This window comes from Pseudomonas sp. MPB03 (assembly GCF_046605385.1).
GTDB classification, from domain to species: Bacteria; Pseudomonadota; Gammaproteobacteria; order Pseudomonadales; family Pseudomonadaceae; genus Aquipseudomonas; species Aquipseudomonas zanjanensis.
Genome location: NZ_CP176770.1, coordinates 1,572,041 through 1,590,424, shown reverse-complemented (window position 1 = coordinate 1,590,424; position 18,384 = coordinate 1,572,041). Strand labels below are relative to the sequence as shown.

Genomic DNA, 18,384 nt, shown 5'->3' with positions numbered 1-18,384 from the left:
GCTCCCACAAGGTACGCCTGGCGCCGACATTGTGTAGCCCATAAAAAAGCCCTCGCCGCCGCAAGGCAACGAGGGCTTTTTGTTTTCCTGGTGCTACATCTCGACCTGCGTCCCCAGTTCGATCACCCGGTTCAATGGTAGATTGAAGAAGCGCAGGTTGCCGTTGGCGTTTTTCAACATGAAGGCGAACAACGACTCACGCCAGCGGGCCATGCCTTCGAGCTTGGAGGCAATGACGGTTTCGCGGCTGAGGAAGTAGGTGGTGCGCATCGGGCTGAAATCCAAATCGTCCAGATGGCAGAGCTTGAGCGCCTCGGGCACGTCCGGCTCGTCAGTGAAACCGAAGTGCAGGATCACCCGGAAAAACCCTTCGCCGTAGGCGTCGACCTCAAAGCGCCGTTGCGGCGGTACCCGGGGAATGTCCTCGTACACCACCGTCAGCAGCACCACCTGCTCATGCAGCACCTGGTTGTGCAATAGATTGTGCAACAGCGCGTGAGGCACGGCATCCGAACGCGCGGTCAGGAACACGGCTGTCCCTTGTACGCGGTGCGGGGGTTGCACGCGGATGCTGCTGATGAAGATCGGCAGTGGCAACGCCCCTTCGTCCAGGCGATCCACCAGCAGTTGCTTGCCGCGCTTCCAGGTGGTCATCAGCACGAACAAGGCAATACCGGCGATGACCGGAAACGCACCGCCCTGGACGATCTTCGGCACGTTGGCGGCGAAGTACAGACCGTCCACCAGCAGGAAACCGAACAACAACGGGACTGCCAGCAGCGGTGGCCATTTCCACAACAGCAGGATCACCGCGGACACCAGGATCGTGGTCATCAACATGGTACCGGTCACCGCCACGCCGTAGGCCGAAGCCAGCGCGCCGGACGATTCGAAGCCCAGCACCAGCAGCACCACGCCGACCATCAGCGACCAGTTCACCGCGCCGATGTAGATCTGGCCCTGCTCGGCGCTGGAGGTGTGCTGGATGTACATGCGCGGGATGTAACCGAGTTGGATCGCCTGGCGCGTCAGGGAGAACGCACCGGAAATCACCGCTTGCGAAGCGATGACCGTGGCCAGGGTCGACAGGCCGACCAACGGCAGCAACGCCCAACTCGGCGCCAGCAGATAGAACGGGTTGCGTGCCGCTTCCGGGTCACCGAGCAGCAACGCACCTTGACCGAAATAGTTGAGCATCAGGCCTGGCAACACCAGGATGAACCAGGCGCGGGCAATCGGTTTGCGACCGAAGTGGCCCATGTCGGCGTACAGCGCTTCGGCGCCGGTCAGCGCCAGCACTACCGCGCCGAGGATGGCCACGCCCATGCCCGGATGGACCACAAAGAAGCGCACCGCCCAGGCCGGGTTCACCGCCTGCAACACTTCCGGATGCTGCACGATGCCGTACACCCCCAGGGCGCCGAGCACCAGGAACCAGGTCACCATGATCGGGCCGAACAGAATGCCGATCCGCGCGGTGCCGTGGCGCTGGATCAAAAACAACGCCACCAGCACCACCAGCGACAGGGGCACCACCCAGTGGTCGATGCCTTCGAATGCGAGGCCCAGGCCCTCGATCGCCGAAAGCACCGAGATCGCCGGGGTGATCATGCTGTCACCGTAGAACAGCGCCGCGCCGATCAAGCCGCAGATCACCAGGAATGTACGCAGCCGCGCCCTTCCCGCCGCCGCTCGCCGCGCCAGGGCGGTGAGCGCCATGATCCCGCCCTCGCCCTGGTTGTCGGCGCGCAGGACGAACATCATGTACTTGATCGACACGACCCAGATCAGCGACCAGAAAATCAGCGACAGGATCCCCAGCACGCCATCGTGATTGACAGGTACGCCATAGGCCCCGGAAAACACTTCCTTGAGGGTGTACAACGGGCTCGTGCCGATGTCGCCATAAACCACTCCGACCGCCGCGACCAGCATGCTCAGCGGCTTCGCTGCCGAATGCTCGGCACCTGCCACCTGACTACTTGCATGACCCATCCAACACTCCCGATTCCCAGACCTGTCTTCTTGAACGAAACACGATGCTTTGTTAAGGCAGCGTGCGCTGTTTTACGTATTGTTACAGACGTTTTGTTGACTGTAGCAATCGCCAGAGCGCAAAGGCGCGAAGCATAGCGCAGCACTCGTCGTATTTCCCGGTATAAAGCTGGTCAAGCGCCTCGACCCTGGATAGAATTGCGCACTTTTTGATCAGAGGCGCGCCAGGCGCCCTGTCTCGACAAGAGACGATCCCCCTACACCGAGGTTAGACATGTCCACCACTCCCGCGCCCGCCAATCCGAAGGTTGGCTTCGTATCCCTGGGTTGCCCAAAAGCTCTGGTCGACTCCGAGCGCATCCTGACCCAGTTGCGCATGGAAGGTTATGACGTCGTGTCCACGTACCAGGACGCCGACGTGGTGGTGGTCAACACCTGCGGCTTCATCGATTCGGCCAAGGCCGAGTCCCTGGAAGTGATCGGCGAAGCCATCAAGGAAAACGGCAAGGTCATCGTCACCGGCTGCATGGGCGTGGAAGAAGGCAACATCCGCAACGTGCACCCAAGCGTGCTGTCCGTGACCGGCCCGCAGCAGTACGAGCAGGTGGTCAACGCCGTGCACGAGGTGGTGCCACCACGCCAGGACCACAACCCGCTGATCGACCTGGTGCCGCCACAAGGCATCAAGCTGACCCCGCGCCATTATGCCTACCTGAAGATTTCCGAGGGCTGCAACCACAGCTGCAGCTTCTGCATCATCCCGTCGATGCGCGGCAAGCTGGTGAGTCGTCCGGTGGGCGACGTCCTCGACGAGGCCCAGCGCCTGGTCAAGGCCGGCGTCAAGGAGCTGCTGGTGATCTCCCAGGACACCAGCGCCTACGGCGTCGACGTGAAATACCGCACCGGCTTCTGGAACGGCGCACCGGTGAAAACCCGCATGACCGAGCTGTGCGAGGCCCTCAGCACCCTCGGCGTCTGGGTCCGCCTGCATTACGTCTACCCGTATCCCCATGTCGACGAGCTGATCCCGCTGATGGCAGCCGGCAAGATCCTGCCGTACCTGGATATCCCGTTCCAACACGCCAGCCCGAAAGTCCTCAAGGCCATGAAGCGCCCGGCGTTCGAAGACAAGACCCTGGCCCGCATCAAGAACTGGCGTGAAATCTGCCCGGACCTGATCATCCGTTCAACCTTCATCGTCGGCTTCCCCGGTGAAACCGAAGAAGACTTCCAGTACCTGCTGGATTGGCTGACCGAAGCCCAGCTCGATCGCGTCGGCTGCTTCCAGTACTCCCCTGTCGAAGGCGCTCCGGCCAACGACCTGGACCTGGACGTGGTGCCGGACGACGTCAAGCAGGACCGTTGGGAGCGTTTCATGGCGCACCAGCAGGCCATCAGCTCGGCGCGCCTGCAAATGCGCGTCGGCCGTGAAATCGAAGTGCTGGTGGATGAAGTGGACGAGCAAGGCGCCGTGGGTCGCTGCTTCTTCGACGCGCCGGAAATCGACGGCAACGTCTTCATCGACAACGGCAGCAACCTCAAGCCAGGCGACAAGGTCTGGTGCAAGGTGACCGACGCCGATGAGTACGATTTGTGGGCTGAGCAGATCGGTTGATCCGCACAAAGCGGGACCGCTGTTGTGGCGAGGGAGCTTGCTCCCGCTGGGCTACGAAGTAGCCCCATCTTTGCGATTGCTACGCAATCGAGCGGGAGTAAGCTCCCTCGCCACAGGTTGTTTGCAAGCCTCTCACCTGCCAGCACCCAAAAAATCCTCAAGCCCCGCTCTTGCGACAAGATGCGGGGCTTTTTTACGGCTATCGTATGGAGATATCCAGCACAAGGAGCAGGCGGGCATGCGTCAGCATTCGGTCATCCACACACCGAAACCGAGCGATTACCAGGAACTGACCCAGGTCTGGGAAGCGTCGGTGCGGGCCACCCATGACTTTCTACCGGACAGCTACATCGAATTGCTGAAAAACCTGGTACTCACTCGCTACCTGGATGCGGTGATGCTCATTTGCACCCGGGACGCGCGCCAACGGATCACCGGTTTCGCCGGTGTCGCGGCGGGCAAGATCGAGATGCTCTTTATCGACCCGCAACACCGTGGCCAGGGCCTGGGCAAGCTGTTGCTGCGCTACGCCATGGAACACCTGAACGCCGATCAACTGGATGTCAACGAACAGAACCCGCAAGCCTTGGGCTTTTACCTCAAGCAAGGCTTCGAAGTGGTCGGGCGCTCGGCAAAAGATGGCATGAACCAGCCCTACCCGCTACTGCACATGCGCTACAAGCAGCCTGACCTGAAGGCGGGACGCGGCTAAAAGTTGCATGAGGCAAATGGACCCGCGATTAACCGGCGCCAGGCAGGTACAATGCCCACCCTCTTTTTGTTACGGCCCCCGTCATGACTGACCCGATTCGTCTCTCCAAACGCCTCATCGAACTCGTCGGCTGTTCCCGTCGGGAGGCTGAGCTGTTCATCGAGGGCGGCTGGGTCACTGTGGACGGCGAAGTGATCGATGAGCCGCAGTTCAAGGTGACGGCCCAGAAAGTCGAACTCGATCCCGAGGCCAAGGCCACCGCGCCGGAGCCGGTGACGCTCCTGCTGAACGTCCCGGCTGGCATGGATGTAGACACCGCAATGGCTTCCCTCGGACCGCAGACCCTGAGCGAAGAACATCGCTTCGGCAAACGCCCGCTCAAGGGGCATTTCCTGCGCCTGACCGCCAGCGCCGACCTGCAGGCCAACGCCAGCGGGCTGCTGGTGTTCACCCAGGACTGGAAGATCTTGCGCAAGCTCACCGCCGACGCCGCCAAGATCGAGCAGGAATACGTCGTGGAAGTCGAAGGCGAAATGGTCGCCCATGGCCTCAATCGCCTGAACCATGGCTTGACCTACAAGGGCAAGGAGTTGCCGGCGGTCAAGGCCAGTTGGCAGAACGAGAACCGCCTGCGCTTTGCCATGAAGAACCCGCAGCCCGGCGTGATCGCGCTGTTTTGCCAGGCGGTCGGCCTCAAGGTCGTCGCCATTCGCCGCATCCGCATCGGCGGCGTGTCCATCGGCAAAGTGCCGCTGGGCCAGTGGCGCTACTTGTCTGCCAAAGAGAAATTCTAATTTTCCCGGCGCCGCACCGAACGCAGGCGCCCACTGCCGATTGATCAGGACAGCACACATGATTCACAACGACGTACTGCGCAGCGTGCGCTACATGCTCGACATCAGCGACAAGAAAGTCATCGAGATCATCAAGCTGGGCGGCCTCGACGTCTCCCTGGCGGACTTGGCGGGCTACCTCAAGAAAGACGAGGAAGAAGGCTTCGTGTTCTGCCCCGACGAGGTCATGGCGCATTTTCTCGATGGCCTGGTGATCTTCAAGCGCGGCAAGGACGAAAGCCGTCCGCCGCAGCCCATCGAAGTGCCGGTGACCAACAACATCATCCTCAAGAAACTGCGGGTGGCCTTCGAACTGAAGGAAGACGACATGCACGCTATCCTCAAGGCGGCCGAGTTCCCGGTGTCCAAGCCGGAACTGAGCGCGCTGTTCCGCAAGTTCGGCCACACCAACTACCGGCCGTGCGGTGACCAGTTGCTGCGCAACTTCCTCAAGGGCCTGACGCTGCGCGTTCGCGGCTGACTTCCCAGGCCTCCTGGGCCTTTGTGGCGAGGGAGCTTGCTCCCGCTGGACGCGCAGCGTCCCCTCGCGGTGTGTCAGACAACACCAGGGGGCCGCTTCGCGGCCTAGCGGGAGCAAGCTCCCTCGCCACAGAAGCGCTCTTGCCATGGAGAACAGTGCCAACCTGGTCCCTCGCGTTATGATGCCTTTTCAACCTCGCCCCGATCCCAACCCATGACCTACAGCGTCTCCCCCATCGGCTTCCTACGCTCCTGCTTCAAGGAGAAGTTCGCCATTCCCCGCCAACCGCAACTGGCGCCGGCCGCACGCGGCGTGCTGGAACTGGTGGCGCCGTTCGACCAGGGCGAGGCGGTGCAGGGCCTGGAGCAAGTCAGCCATGTCTGGCTGCTGTTTCTGTTCCACCAGGCCCTGGAAGACAAGCCACGCCTGAAAGTGCGGCCGCCACGCCTGGGCGGCAACAAGTCCATGGGCGTGTTCGCCACCCGCGCCACCCATCGCCCCAACGGCATCGGCCAGTCGGTGGTGAAGCTGGAACGGGTGGAAGCCGGACGCCTGTGGCTCTCGGGCATCGATTTGCTGGACGGCACCCCGGTGCTGGACATCAAGCCCTACGTGCCCTATGCCGACATCATCGGCTCGGCCTCCAACAGCATCGCCAGCGCCGCGCCTGAGTTGATTCCGGTGCAATGGGCGGATACCGCCCTGCTGCAAGCACGCGAGCATGCCATGCGACTGGGGGAACCCCTGGTGGAGCTGATTGAACAATGCCTGGCCCAAGACCCACGCCCGGCGTACCAGATTCCTACAGCCGAACGGGAATATGGTGCGCAGTTCTGGGATCTGGATGTGCGCTGGCATTACCCGCAGCCGGGGGTGATCCGGGTGTTTGAAGTAATCCCAACGAAGGAGTAATCGCCGGAAACGAAAAAGCCCGCGCGGCCTTCATCAGGCGGCGCGGGCTTTTTTCTTGGTCTGTCAGTGTGACCGAGTCGCTGCCATCGCGAGCAAGCTCGCTCCCACAGGGTTTTGTGTTGTGTCAGATCTCTCGAACAACACAAATCAACTGTGGGAGCGAGCTTGCTCCGGGCGGCGATCCGACGATGGCGATCTATCAATCGCCACAAATACAGCTTACTTCTCTACAAACGCCCGCTCGATCAGGTAATCACCCGGCTCGCGCATACGCGGCGAAACGGTCAGGCCGAAGCTGTTGAGCACTTCGCTAGTCTCGTCGAGCATGCTCGGGCTGCCGCACAACATGGCGCGGTCGTCCTGCGGGTTGATCGGTGGCAGGCCGATGTCGCGGAACAGCTTGCCGCTGCGCATCAGGTCGGTCAGGCGGCCTTCGTTCTCGAACGGCTCGCGCGTCACGGTCGGGTAGTAGATCAGCTTGTCACGCAGGGCTTCGCCGAAGAACTCGTTCTGCGGCAAGTGCTCGGTGATGAACTCGCGATAGGCGACTTCATTGACGTAGCGCACGCCGTGGCACAGGATCACTTTTTCGAAACGCTCATAGGTTTCCGGATCCTGGATGACGCTCATGAACGGCGCCAGGCCAGTACCGGTGCTGAGCAGGTACAGATGCTTGCCAGGCTTGAGATCGTCCAGCACCAGGGTGCCGGTGGGTTTCTTGCTAATGATGATCTCGTCGCCTTCCTTCAGGTGCTGCAACTGGGAAGTCAGCGGACCATCAGGCACCTTGATGCTGAAGAATTCGAGATGCTCCTCCCAGTTCGGGCTGGCAATCGAGTAAGCGCGCATAAGCGGGCGGCCGTTGGGCTGCTGCAGGCCGATCATCACGAACTGACCGTTCTCGAAGCGCAGGCCCGGATCGCGGGTGCACTTGAAGCTGAACAGAGTGTCGTTCCAGTGATGAACACTGAGGACACGCTCGTGGTTCATGTTGCTCATGTACGGGGACTCCTGGGAATGATGCCTGCGCCGATAATCTGCGCAATTGCATCGCATTCTAATGGCGGCGACAATATCTGTTAAATGGATTATTAAGATAAGGGTTATCGGTTATATAGATATGCGATTTACTCTACGTCAACTTCAAGTCTTCGTCGCCGTCGCCCAGCAGGAAAGCGTGTCTCGCGCTGCGGGCCAGCTCAATCTGTCGCAGTCGGCGGCCAGCACCTCCATCACCGAACTGGAGCGGCAATCGAGCTGCCAGCTCTTCGACCGTGCCGGCAAACGCCTGAGCCTCAATGCCCTGGGCAAACAACTGCTGCCCCAGGCCGTGGCGCTGCTGGACCAGGCCAAGGAGATCGAAGACCTGCTCAATGGCAAATCCGGTTTCGGCTCACTGGCGGTCGGCGCGACACTGACCATTGGCAATTACCTGGCGACCTTGTTGATCGGCGGTTTCATGCAACGCCATCCGGAAAGCCAGGTGAAGCTGCATGTGCAGAACACTGCCAATATCGTGCACCAGGTTGCCCACTATGAAATTGATCTGGGTCTAATCGAAGGCGACTGCAGCCACCCGGACATCGAAGTGCAAAGCTGGGTCGAGGACGAACTGGTAGTGTTCTGTGCCCCTCAACACCCGCTGGCCAAGCGCGGCCAGGCAACCATGGAGGAACTGACCCATGAAGCCTGGATTCTGCGGGAGCAGGGTTCGGGCACGCGACTGACCTTCGACCAGGCCATGCGCCACCACCGTAGCGCGTTGAATATCCGCCTGGAGCTGGAACACACCGAAGCCATCAAGCGCGCCGTGGAGTCCGGCCTGGGCATTGGCTGCATCTCCCGCCTGGCCTTGCGCGACGCCTTTCGCCGCGGCAGCCTCGTCGCGGTTGAAACCCCGGACATGGACCTGGCGCGGCAGTTCTATTTCATTTGGCACAAACAGAAGTACCAGACCTCGGCCATGCGCGAATTCCTCGAACTGTGCCGGGCCTTCACCGCCGGGGCCCAACGCAGCGACGAAATCGTGCTGCCGGCCATTGCCTGACCCGTTACAGCAGGATCAGGCCCCACACCAATGCGATCATCGTCAGGGCGACGAACTGGGCGGCGCTGCCCATGTCCTTGGCGTTTTTCGACAACGGGTGCAACTCCAGGGAGATGCGGTCGATGGCTGCCTCCACCGCCGAGTTGAGCAACTCCACGATCAGTGCCAGCAGACACACGGCAATCAGCATCGCCTGTTCGACACGACTGACGTTCAGGAAGAACGACAGCGGAATCAGGACGACGTTGAGCAGCACCAACTGACGGAAAGCCGCTTCGCCGACAAAAGCCGCGCGCAGCCCGTCCAAGGAATAGCCGGAGGCATTGAGGATGCGTTTCAGGCCGGTCTGGCCTTTAAAAGGTGACATAGAGTGGGCAACTGATCGAAAAGGAGTGGAGAAACTAATTCAAACCCGGTCAAAAAAGCGTGAAGCAGCGCATCAAGCCTGCGGCGAAATTGACTCAAGTTGTTGCAACAACAGGGCCGCCTGGGTCCGGGTGCGTACATTCAGTTTACGGAAGATCGCCGTGACGTGAGCCTTGATGGTGGCCTCCGACACGTTCAGTTCATAGGCAATCTGCTTGTTCAGCAAGCCTTCGCAGACCATGGTCAACACCCGGAACTGCTGCGGTGTAAGGCTGGCCAGGCCCGCGCTGGCGGCCTTGGCTTCTTCGGACACGCTCACGGCTTCGAACGCCTGGGGAGGCCAGCAGACGTCGCCGTCCAGGACCGCCTTCACGGCCTTTTGAATCATTTCAAGGGAACTGGACTTGGGTATGAAGCCACTGGCGCCGAACTCCCGGGCCTTCACCATCACCGAGGCTTCTTCCTGGGCCGAGACCATGACCACGGGGATCTGCGGATATTGGCCGCGCAACAGCACCAGCCCTGAAAAACCATAGGCACCGGGCATGTTCAAGTCCAGCAGCACCAGGTCCCAGTCGGCCTTGTCCGTCAGCCGGGCCTCCAGTTCCGCGATGCTGGCCACCTCCGTCAACCGGACAGCCGGGCCAAGGCCCAGGGTCACTGCCTGATGCAACGCGCTGCGAAAAAGCGGGTGGTCATCGGCAATCAGGATTTCGTATGTGGCCATTTTTCAAATGATCCTGTTTTTATTGGCAGGCCCGATGCATTCGCGCCTCGCCAAGACAACTCGAGACACCGCCCGGCGACGGTATCCACAGGGGCACGTTCAACGCCAAACATAGCGTTTCAAACAGTGGGCGGCGCCCTGGTCGGCGCCAAGCATGCCCAGCGAAGCCAGGGTGGTCAAGCAGCACGGCCGCCCCTTTGTCCAGTATGGGCCACTATTGGGCCAATACTGCGTGCGGCGTACGGATGAAGGGTTGCAACTCGGCATGGGCCGGAGTCGACAGGTTCACCTCCCGCTGGCCCTTGGCGCCCAGGTAATGCTGGCTGAACACATCGAAATAGGCATCCAGGGCCGACGCGGCGTCGCTGTCCCCCGCCAATTCCAGGCACAACGCCGCCACCTCAGCGGTGCACAAGTGCTCGCTGCGGGTCGAACGGCGCAAGCGGTAGCGCGACAGTTTGTCGGGAAGCAGGCTCAGGATCGGCAGTCGGTCGAAATACGGGCTTTTACGGAAAATCTTCCGCGCCTCCGTCCAGGTCGCGTCCAGCAGAATGAACAGCGGACGCTTGGCGTGATCGAGATCCACCGTATGGGTGACTCGCGATGGCTCGACATATTCGCCGGGGAACACCAGGTAAGGTTGCCATTGCGGATCGTTCAGCAACGCCAGCAGTTGCTCATCGACCTCGGTGCGCGACCAGATGAACGCATGGTTGTCCCGCACCACATCGGCTATCAGCCAACCGGTATTGCTTGGCTTGAACACCTCCTTGTTGGTCATGATCAAACAAACCCCGGAACGGGTCTCGACGCTCGGACGCCAGGCGCACAGGCAATGGCTCTCGATCACACGGCAGGCGCTGCAACGGGGCGCGCGCCAGCCCCGGGCCTGAATCGGCTTGATGCCTTCATCGATGCGCTGGTCGCGCAGGCGGGCTACGGCGTTAGGGGCGTGATTCATCGTGGGCAACGCCGGCGGACAGGAAAACTCGACACGAACAACACTCGGCAGGGCAATAAAGGCCGGCAGTCTACCAGAGCGCACGAACCTGTACCGTCCACACGGGCTCCCCTATAATCCCCGGCCACTGAACGCACAGTCATGTGATCGGTCGAACCACCAGTCACTGAACCAGGAGAGTTTCATGCTGCGCCTTATCGTCCCTACCGTTGCCGTTCTGCTGGCGACGTCCTTCAGCGCTCAGGCTGCCTCGCTGAAAGAACTCGAACTGAACAAGATGCTGCAGAACGTTGCCAAGGAAAGTAGCGTCGGCACGCCGCGGGCGATCAACGAAGACATTCTCGACCAAGGTTATACCGTCGAAGGCACCGAGCTGATCAACCACCTCAGCGTGCAGAGCAGCCATGCCCAGAAGATGCGCGCAGACCCCAAGGCCGTGTATTTCCAACTGGGTTCCACGGTGTGCACCAATCCGGGCTTTCGCAAGTTGATGGCCAAGGGCGCGACGATGCGCTATGAATTTACCGAGGTTAAGACCAACCGTCCGGTCGCGACCGAACGCTTCCAGGAATCGGATTGCCCGAAACCCGCCAAGACGAAGAAGTAATCAACCCGAGCTTGCGCGCCGCTGCTCATCGTCGGCGCGCAGTTCCGCCACCAGCGCCTGTAGATAGCGCGAGCGCCATGCTCGCCCGCCCAGCCGGCGACAGCATTCTTCCTCAAGACTCACCCGATTGGCCTGTGCCGATTCCAACAGCATCAAGTACAACTGCCTGTCGAGTTCCAGAGTCACCCTGGCCATCTCTCCCGCCTCCCTGCCCGATCCGCTTCAATCCAATCACGTGGCACCCAGCCCTGGGCGTCAATTACGTTGGCACGCTTGTTATCAGTAAATCAGAGCGACACGCAGTCGGCCGGCAATCTGACGAGCGGCGCGATATTGCCGTGTGCTTATCCAGCGGTTGCCAACGGTCACTTTTGAGCGCCATGATCAGACAGCAAAGATCGGCTAGATTCAGAAGTATTCTTAGCAGTTGCACCGGGCAGAAAGAGCCTGTCCGGCCAACACTTTGGCGTGCTTGTTTTTATCAAAGGGAAGAACAGAACCCGTTGGATGGCTTGGTCGCCTGCCTCAGGCCGCGTCGAGCCAGGTCAGCCGCCAGCCGATGCCTGGGCTGACAACGACACACGGAGTGTCGTGGCCCGAACGAATCTCTCGTTCGGGCCGGGGTCCTGTTAAGAAGGAGAAGCTGAATGCCTTATAAACCGAATGACCTGCTCAATCGTCATTTTGAGAACCACGGCCACGACCTCACCCGCAAGGTCGAAGAACAACTCAACCTGGTATCCCCCGACAGCCCCAACCTCCCCATTTACCGCGACATGATCCTGACTGTGCTGCGCATGGCCCAGGAGGATCACAACCGCTGGAATGCCAAGATTACGCTGCAAGCCCTAAGGGAATTGGAACAGGCCTTTCGTACGCTCGAACCATTCAAGGGCCGGCGCAAGGTGACGGTCTTCGGCTCGGCCCGAACGCCCATCGAACATCCTCTGTACGGCCTGGCCCGAGAGTTGGGCGCTGCGCTGGCCCGCTCGGACATGATGGTCATCACCGGTGCCGGCGGTGGCATCATGGCCGCGGCCCATGAAGGCGCAGGGCGTGACCATAGCCTGGGATTCAATATCACCCTGCCTTTCGAACAGCATGCAAACCCGACCGTTGAAGGCACGTCGAATCTGTTGCCGTTCCACTTCTTCTTTACCCGCAAACTGTTTTTCGTCAAGGAGGCCGACGCACTGGTGCTCTGTCCCGGCGGTTTCGGCACGCTTGATGAGGCACTGGAAGTCCTTACGCTGATACAGACCGGTAAAAGCCCATTGGTACCGGTGGTCCTGCTGGATGTTCCCGGAGGCAAGTTCTGGCAAGGCGCCCTGGACTTTATCCGCGAGCAGCTGGAGGAAAATCGCTACATCCTGCCCACAGACATGAAGCTCATGCGCCTGGTGTACAACGCCGAGGAGGCCGTGGACGAGATCAACCAGTTCTACCGCAACTTCCATTCCAGTCGCTGGCTCAAGCACCAGTTCGTGATCCGCATGAATCACAAGCTAAGCGAACAGGCCGTGCAGCAGATGCAGGTGGATTTTGCCGATCTGTGCCTGAACGACTGTTTTCATCAACATGACTACGGCGGTGAAGAGCACGACGAGGCCCGATTCAGTCATCTGACGCGGCTGACGTTCGCCTTCAACGCCCGCAACCACGGTCGCTTGAGGGAGCTGGTGGATTACATCAACCTGTCGGAAAACTGGGCCCAGCCCACCCAGAAGACCCACCCCCTCACATGGGAGCCGATCAAGGTAACCTGAGCCATAAAAAAACGGCCCGCTATCGAAATAGCGGGCCGTTTTTATTCAATCATCCATACCGCGACCGCTGAACAAGCGGTTGATCATTTCCATGGAATACCCTCGGTACGCCAGGAAACGCCCCTGCTTGGCTCGCTCCCGTGCATCGATGGGCAAATGCCCTGAAAACTTGCGACGCCAGGTGTCCGTCAGTTGCTCCTGCCAATCGATACCGCTTTCGCGCAGGGCAAGTTCGATGTCCGGGCGTTGCAAGCCGCGTTGGCCCAGTTCCTCACGAATGCGCAAAGGACCATAGCCGGAGCGAGCACGATAAGCGACGAAGCTTTCCAGGTAACGGGACTCCGACAACAAGCCCTCTTCAGTCAAGCGGTCGAGGGCTGTGTCGATCAACTCATCGGTTGCGCCGCGCTGACGCAGTTTACGCGTCAGCTCGACCCTACCGTGCTCGCGTCTGGCGAGCAGGTCCATCGCGGTTCGCCGCACCGCGACGAGGGTATCGAGTACGACGGTCATCGGATCAATCAGATGTCGGCATCAGCCAGGTCGTCAACGGGCTCGCGATTAGCCACGGACTTGACGTCTGCCACCGGGCTCAACAGCTTGTCACGCAGCTGCTTCTCGAGGGCCGCGGCAACTTCCGGGTTATCCGCCAGGAACTTGGCCGAGTTGGCCTTGCCCTGACCGATCTTGGTGCCGTTGTAGGCGTACCAGGCGCCCGACTTCTCGACGAAACCGTGCAACACACCCAGGTCGATCATCTCGCCATTGAGGTAGATGCCCTTGCCGTAAAGAATCTGGAACTCGGCCTGGCGGAACGGCGAAGCCACCTTGTTCTTCACGACCTTGACGCGGGTTTCGCTGCCGACCACTTCGTCACCTTCTTTCACCGCGCCGGTACGGCGGATGTCGAGGCGAACCGAGGCGTAGAACTTCAGTGCGTTACCACCGGTGGTGGTTTCCGGGCTGCCGAACATCACGCCGATCTTCATACGGATCTGGTTGATGAAGATCACCAGGCAGTTGGCGTTCTTGATGTTACCGGTGATTTTACGCAGGGCCTGGGACATCAGGCGAGCCTGGAGGCCCACGTGCATGTCGCCCATTTCACCTTCGATTTCAGCCTTTGGCACCAGTGCAGCCACGGAGTCGACGATGATCACGTCAACCGCATTGGAACGCACCAGCATGTCGGTGATTTCCAGGGCTTGCTCGCCGGTGTCCGGCTGGGAAACCAGCAGGTCGTCGACGTTGACACCCAGTTTGCCGGCGTACTCCGGGTCCAGGGCGTGTTCGGCATCGACGAAGGCGCAGGTCGCGCCGGCTTTTTGGGCCTGGGCGATCACGGACAAGGTCAGTGTGGTTTTACCGGACGATTCAGGACCGTAGATTTCAACGATCCGGCCTTTTGGCAGACCGCCAATGCCTAGCGCAATGTCCAGGCCCAGGGAGCCGGTGGAGATGGAAGGAATAGCCTGACGGTCCTGATCGCCCATACGCATTACGGCACCCTTGCCGAATTGACGTTCGATCTGACCCAAGGCCGCAGCCAAGGCTTTCTTCTTGTTGTCGTCCATTAAAGTCCTCACGTAATCAATAAGGCCTGGCGGCCAACACCTGTATAAGTAGCCAGTATTATTCCACAGCGATCCGGGATCGCCTACCCCTGATTTGAGATTTCTACGGCGGCATGTTGTAACAGCCCGTCTAGCGCGGCCTTCACCGTTTGTCGGCGGACCTCGTCGCGACTGCCTGGGAAGAATTTCTGCTCGCTGTACACCGTCTCGCCGACCCTCCAGGCGATCCACACGGTACCCACCGGTTTGCTCGGCGAGCCCCCGTCCGGCCCGGCCACGCCGCTGACCGCCACGGCAAATCGCGCCAGGCTTTTGCGCTGGGCACCTAGCGCCATGGCCTCGACCACCTCGCGGCTGACCGCCCCCACCTTTTCGAACAACCCGGCGGGCACATCCAACTGCTGGCTCTTCTGACGATTGGAATAGGTGACATAACCGGCCTCGAACCAGGCCGAACTCCCGGGGATCCGCGTGATGGCCTCGGCAATCCCCCCGCCCGTACAGGACTCGGCTGTGGTCACATGGGCATTGAGCCGCTGCAGGCGCCTGCCCAGTTCCGCGGCCAGTTCGGTAATGTCGTCCACGGTGCTCTCCTGATTCCACGCAATTGGGGCCTACCGTACACGAGCAGTCGAAGCTTGCAAGGCTCGCCAGACTACTGACCCAGGGCCCTGATGTAGGCCTGGCAAGCCTGCAACGCGATCAATCCGCGGTCACCGGCGTCGGTGATGGCGATAATTCGTTGAGCATGCGCCGGGTCAAGTCGGGCGCGTGGGGCGCCATGATCCACGCCGCTGGCGCGGGCGGCGGCAGGCACTGCACAACCGGCGGCAACCTCGTCGGCGTCGAGGAGGACTGACAGCCGGACATCGGCAGTAGCAAGGCGATCGCGCAGGCGATCCTGGTCACGTTGGGCATCGCTCAAGGCTCGGTAATGGGTTTGTTCGCTGGCAGCGAGTTGTAGCTCCAGGGCCAGGCGCTTGTCCTGCTCGGCCTTTTGCTGCATCGCCGCCGCCTGGGTGATTTGATTCAGCGTTTCGGCCTGGGCCTGTGCGAGTCGGGCCAGTTGCTGACCGTAACGCCAGTCCTGAAACCGCCACGCAAGCATCGCCGAACCGCCGGCCAGCAGCGCGAGCAACACGACAACGCCCAGGGCACGGGATGAAAAGGGCATCAGGTCGAAGGTTGGCACAACACCTCCTTCGCCCGCGCCCACAATTGCAGGCGGTCCTCCAGGCCGTTCAAACCACCGTTGATACGACGGGTGATGGTGTTGAACTGATCGCGGTCGGCCAATTCGTTCAAGCCGTTCTGCTCCCAGAACCAGGCGGCGGATTCAGCGGCCCATTGCGGCCGTTCAAGAAGCTCAGGCAAGGCCAGCAGGCGTTCGTCGCCGAACAGGCCGAGGCTGCAACGCAGATAGTTGTCGTGGCCGGTAATCTGGATCAGCCCTCGGCCGCGATACTTTTGACCGTCACCGTCAGCCTGGGGCGAGTTGCCCAGGCGAACGGCCAGGGTTCCGGTATCGTATTTTTCAAGGTACTGCTCGCTGCCTAGCTCACGCACATAAAGCAATTGTCCCGACTCATGACCGACCTGGGCCAGGAACGCGGCCATTCGTTTGGGTGTGTCGATACGATGGCGCGACATGGCGGTGTTCAGCGCGGAAATAAAAACGCCCGCTTGGGCGCGGGCGTTGGGCATGATGCTGATGAGTTGCTGTTGCGTAAGGTCCATATTCAAGTCATCGCATTGCATGATCAAAGATGTCCGGCCAGCCAGGACGGCGCAACCGGACGATACTCGGCGGCTGGAAAATGCTCATCCTGCGGCCAGTCCCTCAGCGCCCGACGGTAAGCCTGGAGCTGTGTGTACTGCGTCTGGTCCAGCGTCGTACCGCCGCCGTCATCCATTTCGTCGCGATCTCTCGCGATGAGGCGGTCGGTCGCTGTGAGCCGGGCGTTGCGCCAGGTGTATTCGTTTTCTGAAGCCAGGGCCGATGTCAGCGCGGGTGGGTCAACGAGAATGGGATAACCGTTGTCGGGGTTGGCCGAAACACGCTTGGGCGAGATGGCGAGTTGCTGGAGTAGCGATAGCCAGTAAGCCCGAGGAATCTCGATGACATCGTCGGGAATATCAGAAACATTGATACCTGGAACATACGCTCCGCAAGTGCTTGGACTGAACAACAAAGTGAATTCATTCATTCAATAACCCTTCGCAAAATAGGTAACGCCCCATCCCGCACTGAAGTGTCCAGAATAGTCTCGGACTTTCAGACGCACGCCTTGGCGGGTGGCGGTTCCACTGACCATAATCACCATGGCGCCATCACCACCTACATGGTTCGCAACGACCGAAACAAAAGCATTGGGGAATGATATCGGGAACGTAACGAACACTTCTCCATTGGCGTCAGTTGTACCGTAGCCCCACTGATCGATATTTCCGCTCGCGTACTTTTGGTAACCCGGATTGCCCAACTGGCCTGAAAACAACGAGGTATATTTCAGAAGAACGGTGCCACCTATCAATCGCCATTGATTATCCAGCTTGACGAATTCCGCCGTTTCACCACGGCCCAGTTCGATTGGCCCAAGCGTTGAGGATGAAGGTCCCAGCGTATCCGCAGACGAGGCTGTCGATACGTTCACGACGGCCCCAACATTGATCAGTGTCAGCGTCGCTCCATGGATGATTCCCACTGTATTGGGCAACGTGACGTTGATTGCCGTCGTGCTGGCAAAACTGACGGCTCCGCCAACATGGGCGGGTGTCAGCGCCGTACTGACGGCGTACGCGGAAAAGCCGGAGTATTGAACACCGCTGCGTTTTACAAACTCCGTGGTGGCCACGGATCTGTCGTTATCAAATTGCGGAGCCGTGGTGAATAATCCGCTGCTACGCAAGGCCGTCAACAACTGATTATCCAGTTGTTCCGACGGTGTCAGTCCTGCGGCTTGAATGACACTCAGCAACTCCTGCGTCACACCATTGCCCCAACTGGCGGGAATCAAGGAGCCCGGCGTTCCCGCCAAGGGATCCTCATCCACGAACCTGCCGTTCGACAAACCCGCACTGGGTATACTTTTTGGGTAATCCAATTTTTCTCTCCAGATTGGCCAGCGGCTGAAACGAAGTCGATAGGAGGCCTCGCCTGTTGATTCATTCAGCAGCGGCACGGGAAATTGGGAATTTAATAAATGGGCTGTCGTGGGGAGCTTAAGCGGCCGGCTCAGGCATGACAGGCCAGTTAATGACGGTTGGGAAACCGGCTTGGTGCTGGATACGATTCAATTCGACGCCGTAGAGCTTCCACTCCATCAGCATCAGTTGTTCCTGGTCGCTGGCGTCGCCGATGTCTTCGGCGTATTGAAACGGAGCAATTTTCTGAACGGCCTCACGCAGCAACTTGCCTCGTTTTGCCAAGGCTTCGCGTTTGAGGTCAGCCTGCTGCAACGTCTCGTCAAATATCCAGCCGTTATCGCGCCAGACATAATAGTTTCCAGGACAGGGTTCGCTCGTATAAGTCCCCGGCAAATCACCAAATTCAGTCCATTGCAGTGGGGCACCGTTATCCTTGCGATATACCGTACCGCGCCAATCGACTATTTCTCGCGGAACGCCATTGACCATGACCCATGAATGATGATCTTGGGCAGTGGGCAATTCAAAAGAGAGCTGGATGCCATTACCTGGAATCTGGACGCCCATGCCCGGCGTTACCGGAAGCTTGACAGGGCCCGACAGGACGCCGTCGTCGTCAAATAAATAGATGAACATAGTGA

The 18,384-nt window shown here is 60.0% G+C and carries 22 protein-coding genes; 8 read left to right on the top strand and 14 right to left on the bottom strand.

What is annotated here, in order from left to right:
• Window positions 1–93: 93 nt before the first annotated feature.
• Window positions 94–1,935, bottom strand: a complete 1,842-nt coding sequence (locus ACLH0I_RS06970; RefSeq protein ID WP_411387469.1) for a potassium transporter Kup — start codon at window positions 1,933–1,935, stop codon at window positions 94–96.
• Window positions 1,936–2,269: 334 nt separating this feature from the next.
• Between ACLH0I_RS06970 and rimO the strand changes: the two genes are divergently transcribed.
• The 5 genes from rimO (at window position 2,270) to tsaA (ending at window position 6,548) form a co-directional block, all read left to right on the top strand.
• Entirely contained in the window at window positions 2,270–3,610 is a 1,341-nt protein-coding gene (rimO, locus tag ACLH0I_RS06965) for a 30S ribosomal protein S12 methylthiotransferase RimO (RefSeq protein ID WP_186705561.1), read from the top strand.
• A gap of 238 nt (window positions 3,611–3,848) precedes the next feature.
• A complete protein-coding gene (locus ACLH0I_RS06960; protein ID WP_186705560.1) occupies window positions 3,849–4,322 on the top strand; it encodes a GNAT family N-acetyltransferase in 474 nt (157 codons plus the stop codon).
• Between the two features lie 83 nt (window positions 4,323–4,405).
• Complete coding sequence (locus tag ACLH0I_RS06955) at window positions 4,406–5,116, top strand: rRNA pseudouridine synthase (RefSeq protein WP_411386649.1); 711 nt, start codon at window positions 4,406–4,408, stop codon at window positions 5,114–5,116.
• A gap of 58 nt (window positions 5,117–5,174) precedes the next feature.
• Complete coding sequence (locus ACLH0I_RS06950) at window positions 5,175–5,636, top strand: DUF1456 family protein (RefSeq protein ID WP_053182473.1); 462 nt, start codon at window positions 5,175–5,177, stop codon at window positions 5,634–5,636.
• 213 nt (window positions 5,637–5,849) lie between these two features.
• Complete coding sequence (gene tsaA / locus ACLH0I_RS06945) at window positions 5,850–6,548, top strand: tRNA (N6-threonylcarbamoyladenosine(37)-N6)-methyltransferase TrmO (protein WP_250965939.1); 699 nt, start codon at window positions 5,850–5,852, stop codon at window positions 6,546–6,548.
• Between the two features lie 219 nt (window positions 6,549–6,767).
• On the opposite strand, the gene fpr is transcribed toward tsaA, so the two are convergent.
• Window positions 6,768–7,547, bottom strand: coding sequence for a ferredoxin-NADP reductase (fpr, locus tag ACLH0I_RS06940; RefSeq protein WP_003184787.1), 780 nt, complete (start codon window positions 7,545–7,547; stop codon window positions 6,768–6,770).
• Window positions 7,548–7,668: 121 nt separating this feature from the next.
• Between fpr and ACLH0I_RS06935 the strand changes: the two genes are divergently transcribed.
• Complete coding sequence (locus ACLH0I_RS06935; RefSeq protein ID WP_024617637.1) at window positions 7,669–8,595, top strand: LysR family transcriptional regulator; 927 nt, start codon at window positions 7,669–7,671, stop codon at window positions 8,593–8,595.
• 4 nt (window positions 8,596–8,599) lie between these two features.
• Here the strand turns inward: ACLH0I_RS06935 and ACLH0I_RS06930 are convergent, their stop codons facing one another.
• From ACLH0I_RS06930 to ACLH0I_RS06920, 3 genes are all read right to left on the bottom strand, one after another.
• Window positions 8,600–8,962, bottom strand: coding sequence for a diacylglycerol kinase (locus ACLH0I_RS06930; protein WP_250965940.1), 363 nt, complete (start codon window positions 8,960–8,962; stop codon window positions 8,600–8,602).
• Window positions 8,963–9,034: 72 nt separating this feature from the next.
• Entirely contained in the window at window positions 9,035–9,688 is a 654-nt protein-coding gene (gene erdR, locus ACLH0I_RS06925; protein ID WP_186705557.1) for a response regulator transcription factor ErdR, read from the bottom strand.
• 214 nt (window positions 9,689–9,902) lie between these two features.
• The gene (locus ACLH0I_RS06920) at window positions 9,903–10,649 is read right to left on the bottom strand and encodes a tRNA-uridine aminocarboxypropyltransferase (protein ID WP_250965941.1); all 747 of its coding nucleotides are present in this window, start codon (window positions 10,647–10,649) and stop codon (window positions 9,903–9,905) included.
• A 184-nt stretch (window positions 10,650–10,833) separates the two neighbouring features.
• Between ACLH0I_RS06920 and ACLH0I_RS06915 the strand changes: the two genes are divergently transcribed.
• Entirely contained in the window at window positions 10,834–11,256 is a 423-nt protein-coding gene (locus ACLH0I_RS06915; RefSeq protein WP_003198359.1) for a quorum-sensing-regulated virulence factor family protein, read from the top strand.
• Here the strand turns inward: ACLH0I_RS06915 and ACLH0I_RS06910 are convergent, their stop codons facing one another.
• Entirely contained in the window at window positions 11,257–11,451 is a 195-nt protein-coding gene (locus ACLH0I_RS06910; RefSeq protein WP_186705555.1) for a hypothetical protein, read from the bottom strand.
• Window positions 11,452–11,903: 452 nt separating this feature from the next.
• On the opposite strand from ACLH0I_RS06910, the gene ACLH0I_RS06905 reads away from it, so the two are divergent.
• A complete protein-coding gene (locus ACLH0I_RS06905; RefSeq protein WP_411386648.1) occupies window positions 11,904–13,022 on the top strand; it encodes a TIGR00730 family Rossman fold protein in 1,119 nt (372 codons plus the stop codon).
• A 45-nt stretch (window positions 13,023–13,067) separates the two neighbouring features.
• On the opposite strand, the gene recX is transcribed toward ACLH0I_RS06905, so the two are convergent.
• From recX to ACLH0I_RS06865, 8 genes are all read right to left on the bottom strand, one after another.
• Window positions 13,068–13,535, bottom strand: a complete 468-nt coding sequence (gene recX / locus ACLH0I_RS06900; RefSeq protein WP_411386647.1) for a recombination regulator RecX — start codon at window positions 13,533–13,535, stop codon at window positions 13,068–13,070.
• Window positions 13,536–13,543: 8 nt separating this feature from the next.
• Complete coding sequence (gene recA / locus ACLH0I_RS06895) at window positions 13,544–14,596, bottom strand: recombinase RecA (protein WP_014336835.1); 1,053 nt, start codon at window positions 14,594–14,596, stop codon at window positions 13,544–13,546.
• A gap of 83 nt (window positions 14,597–14,679) precedes the next feature.
• Window positions 14,680–15,180 (bottom strand): CinA family protein, encoded by a 501-nt coding sequence (locus ACLH0I_RS06890; RefSeq protein WP_411386646.1) that lies wholly within the window; start codon window positions 15,178–15,180, stop codon window positions 14,680–14,682.
• A 71-nt stretch (window positions 15,181–15,251) separates the two neighbouring features.
• Complete coding sequence (locus tag ACLH0I_RS06885; RefSeq protein ID WP_250965885.1) at window positions 15,252–15,788, bottom strand: lysis system i-spanin subunit Rz; 537 nt, start codon at window positions 15,786–15,788, stop codon at window positions 15,252–15,254.
• Entirely contained in the window at window positions 15,770–16,333 is a 564-nt protein-coding gene (locus ACLH0I_RS06880) for a glycoside hydrolase family 19 protein (protein WP_411386645.1), read from the bottom strand. The genes ACLH0I_RS06885 and ACLH0I_RS06880 overlap by 19 nt, the downstream gene beginning before the upstream one ends.
• Window positions 16,334–16,356: 23 nt before the next feature.
• A complete protein-coding gene (locus ACLH0I_RS06875; RefSeq protein WP_411386644.1) occupies window positions 16,357–16,803 on the bottom strand; it encodes a phage tail assembly chaperone in 447 nt (148 codons plus the stop codon).
• On the bottom strand, window positions 16,804–17,700 hold the full coding sequence (locus tag ACLH0I_RS06870) for a gp53-like domain-containing protein (RefSeq protein ID WP_411386643.1): 897 nt from the start codon (window positions 17,698–17,700) through the stop codon (window positions 16,804–16,806).
• Window positions 17,701–17,818: 118 nt separating this feature from the next.
• Window positions 17,819–18,379 (bottom strand): tail fiber assembly protein, encoded by a 561-nt coding sequence (locus ACLH0I_RS06865; protein WP_411386642.1) that lies wholly within the window; start codon window positions 18,377–18,379, stop codon window positions 17,819–17,821.
• Window positions 18,380–18,384 lie beyond the last annotated feature (5 nt).

Coding starts and splice junctions, on each gene's coding strand:
- ACLH0I_RS06880 (WP_411386645.1), bottom strand. CDS start 16,333: ATGGACCTTACGCAACAGCAACTCATCAGCATCATGCCCAACGCCCGC.
- rimO (WP_186705561.1), top strand. CDS start 2,270: ATGTCCACCACTCCCGCGCCCGCCAATCCGAAGGTTGGCTTCGTATCC.
- ACLH0I_RS06930 (WP_250965940.1), bottom strand. CDS start 8,962: ATGTCACCTTTTAAAGGCCAGACCGGCCTGAAACGCATCCTCAATGCC.
- ACLH0I_RS06950 (WP_053182473.1), top strand. CDS start 5,175: ATGATTCACAACGACGTACTGCGCAGCGTGCGCTACATGCTCGACATC.
- ACLH0I_RS06970 (WP_411387469.1), bottom strand. CDS start 1,935: ATGCTGGTCGCGGCGGTCGGAGTGGTTTATGGCGACATCGGCACGAGC.
- erdR (WP_186705557.1), bottom strand. CDS start 9,688: ATGGCCACATACGAAATCCTGATTGCCGATGACCACCCGCTTTTTCGC.
- ACLH0I_RS06915 (WP_003198359.1), top strand. CDS start 10,834: ATGCTGCGCCTTATCGTCCCTACCGTTGCCGTTCTGCTGGCGACGTCC.
- tsaA (WP_250965939.1), top strand. CDS start 5,850: ATGACCTACAGCGTCTCCCCCATCGGCTTCCTACGCTCCTGCTTCAAG.
- ACLH0I_RS06920 (WP_250965941.1), bottom strand. CDS start 10,649: ATGAATCACGCCCCTAACGCCGTAGCCCGCCTGCGCGACCAGCGCATC.
- ACLH0I_RS06955 (WP_411386649.1), top strand. CDS start 4,406: ATGACTGACCCGATTCGTCTCTCCAAACGCCTCATCGAACTCGTCGGC.
- ACLH0I_RS06935 (WP_024617637.1), top strand. CDS start 7,669: ATGCGATTTACTCTACGTCAACTTCAAGTCTTCGTCGCCGTCGCCCAG.
- ACLH0I_RS06910 (WP_186705555.1), bottom strand. CDS start 11,451: ATGGCCAGGGTGACTCTGGAACTCGACAGGCAGTTGTACTTGATGCTG.
- ACLH0I_RS06960 (WP_186705560.1), top strand. CDS start 3,849: ATGCGTCAGCATTCGGTCATCCACACACCGAAACCGAGCGATTACCAG.
- recA (WP_014336835.1), bottom strand. CDS start 14,596: ATGGACGACAACAAGAAGAAAGCCTTGGCTGCGGCCTTGGGTCAGATC.
- recX (WP_411386647.1), bottom strand. CDS start 13,535: ATGACCGTCGTACTCGATACCCTCGTCGCGGTGCGGCGAACCGCGATG.
- ACLH0I_RS06905 (WP_411386648.1), top strand. CDS start 11,904: ATGCCTTATAAACCGAATGACCTGCTCAATCGTCATTTTGAGAACCAC.
- ACLH0I_RS06865 (WP_411386642.1), bottom strand. CDS start 18,379: ATGTTCATCTATTTATTTGACGACGACGGCGTCCTGTCGGGCCCTGTC.
- ACLH0I_RS06875 (WP_411386644.1), bottom strand. CDS start 16,803: ATGAATGAATTCACTTTGTTGTTCAGTCCAAGCACTTGCGGAGCGTAT.
- fpr (WP_003184787.1), bottom strand. CDS start 7,547: ATGAGCAACATGAACCACGAGCGTGTCCTCAGTGTTCATCACTGGAAC.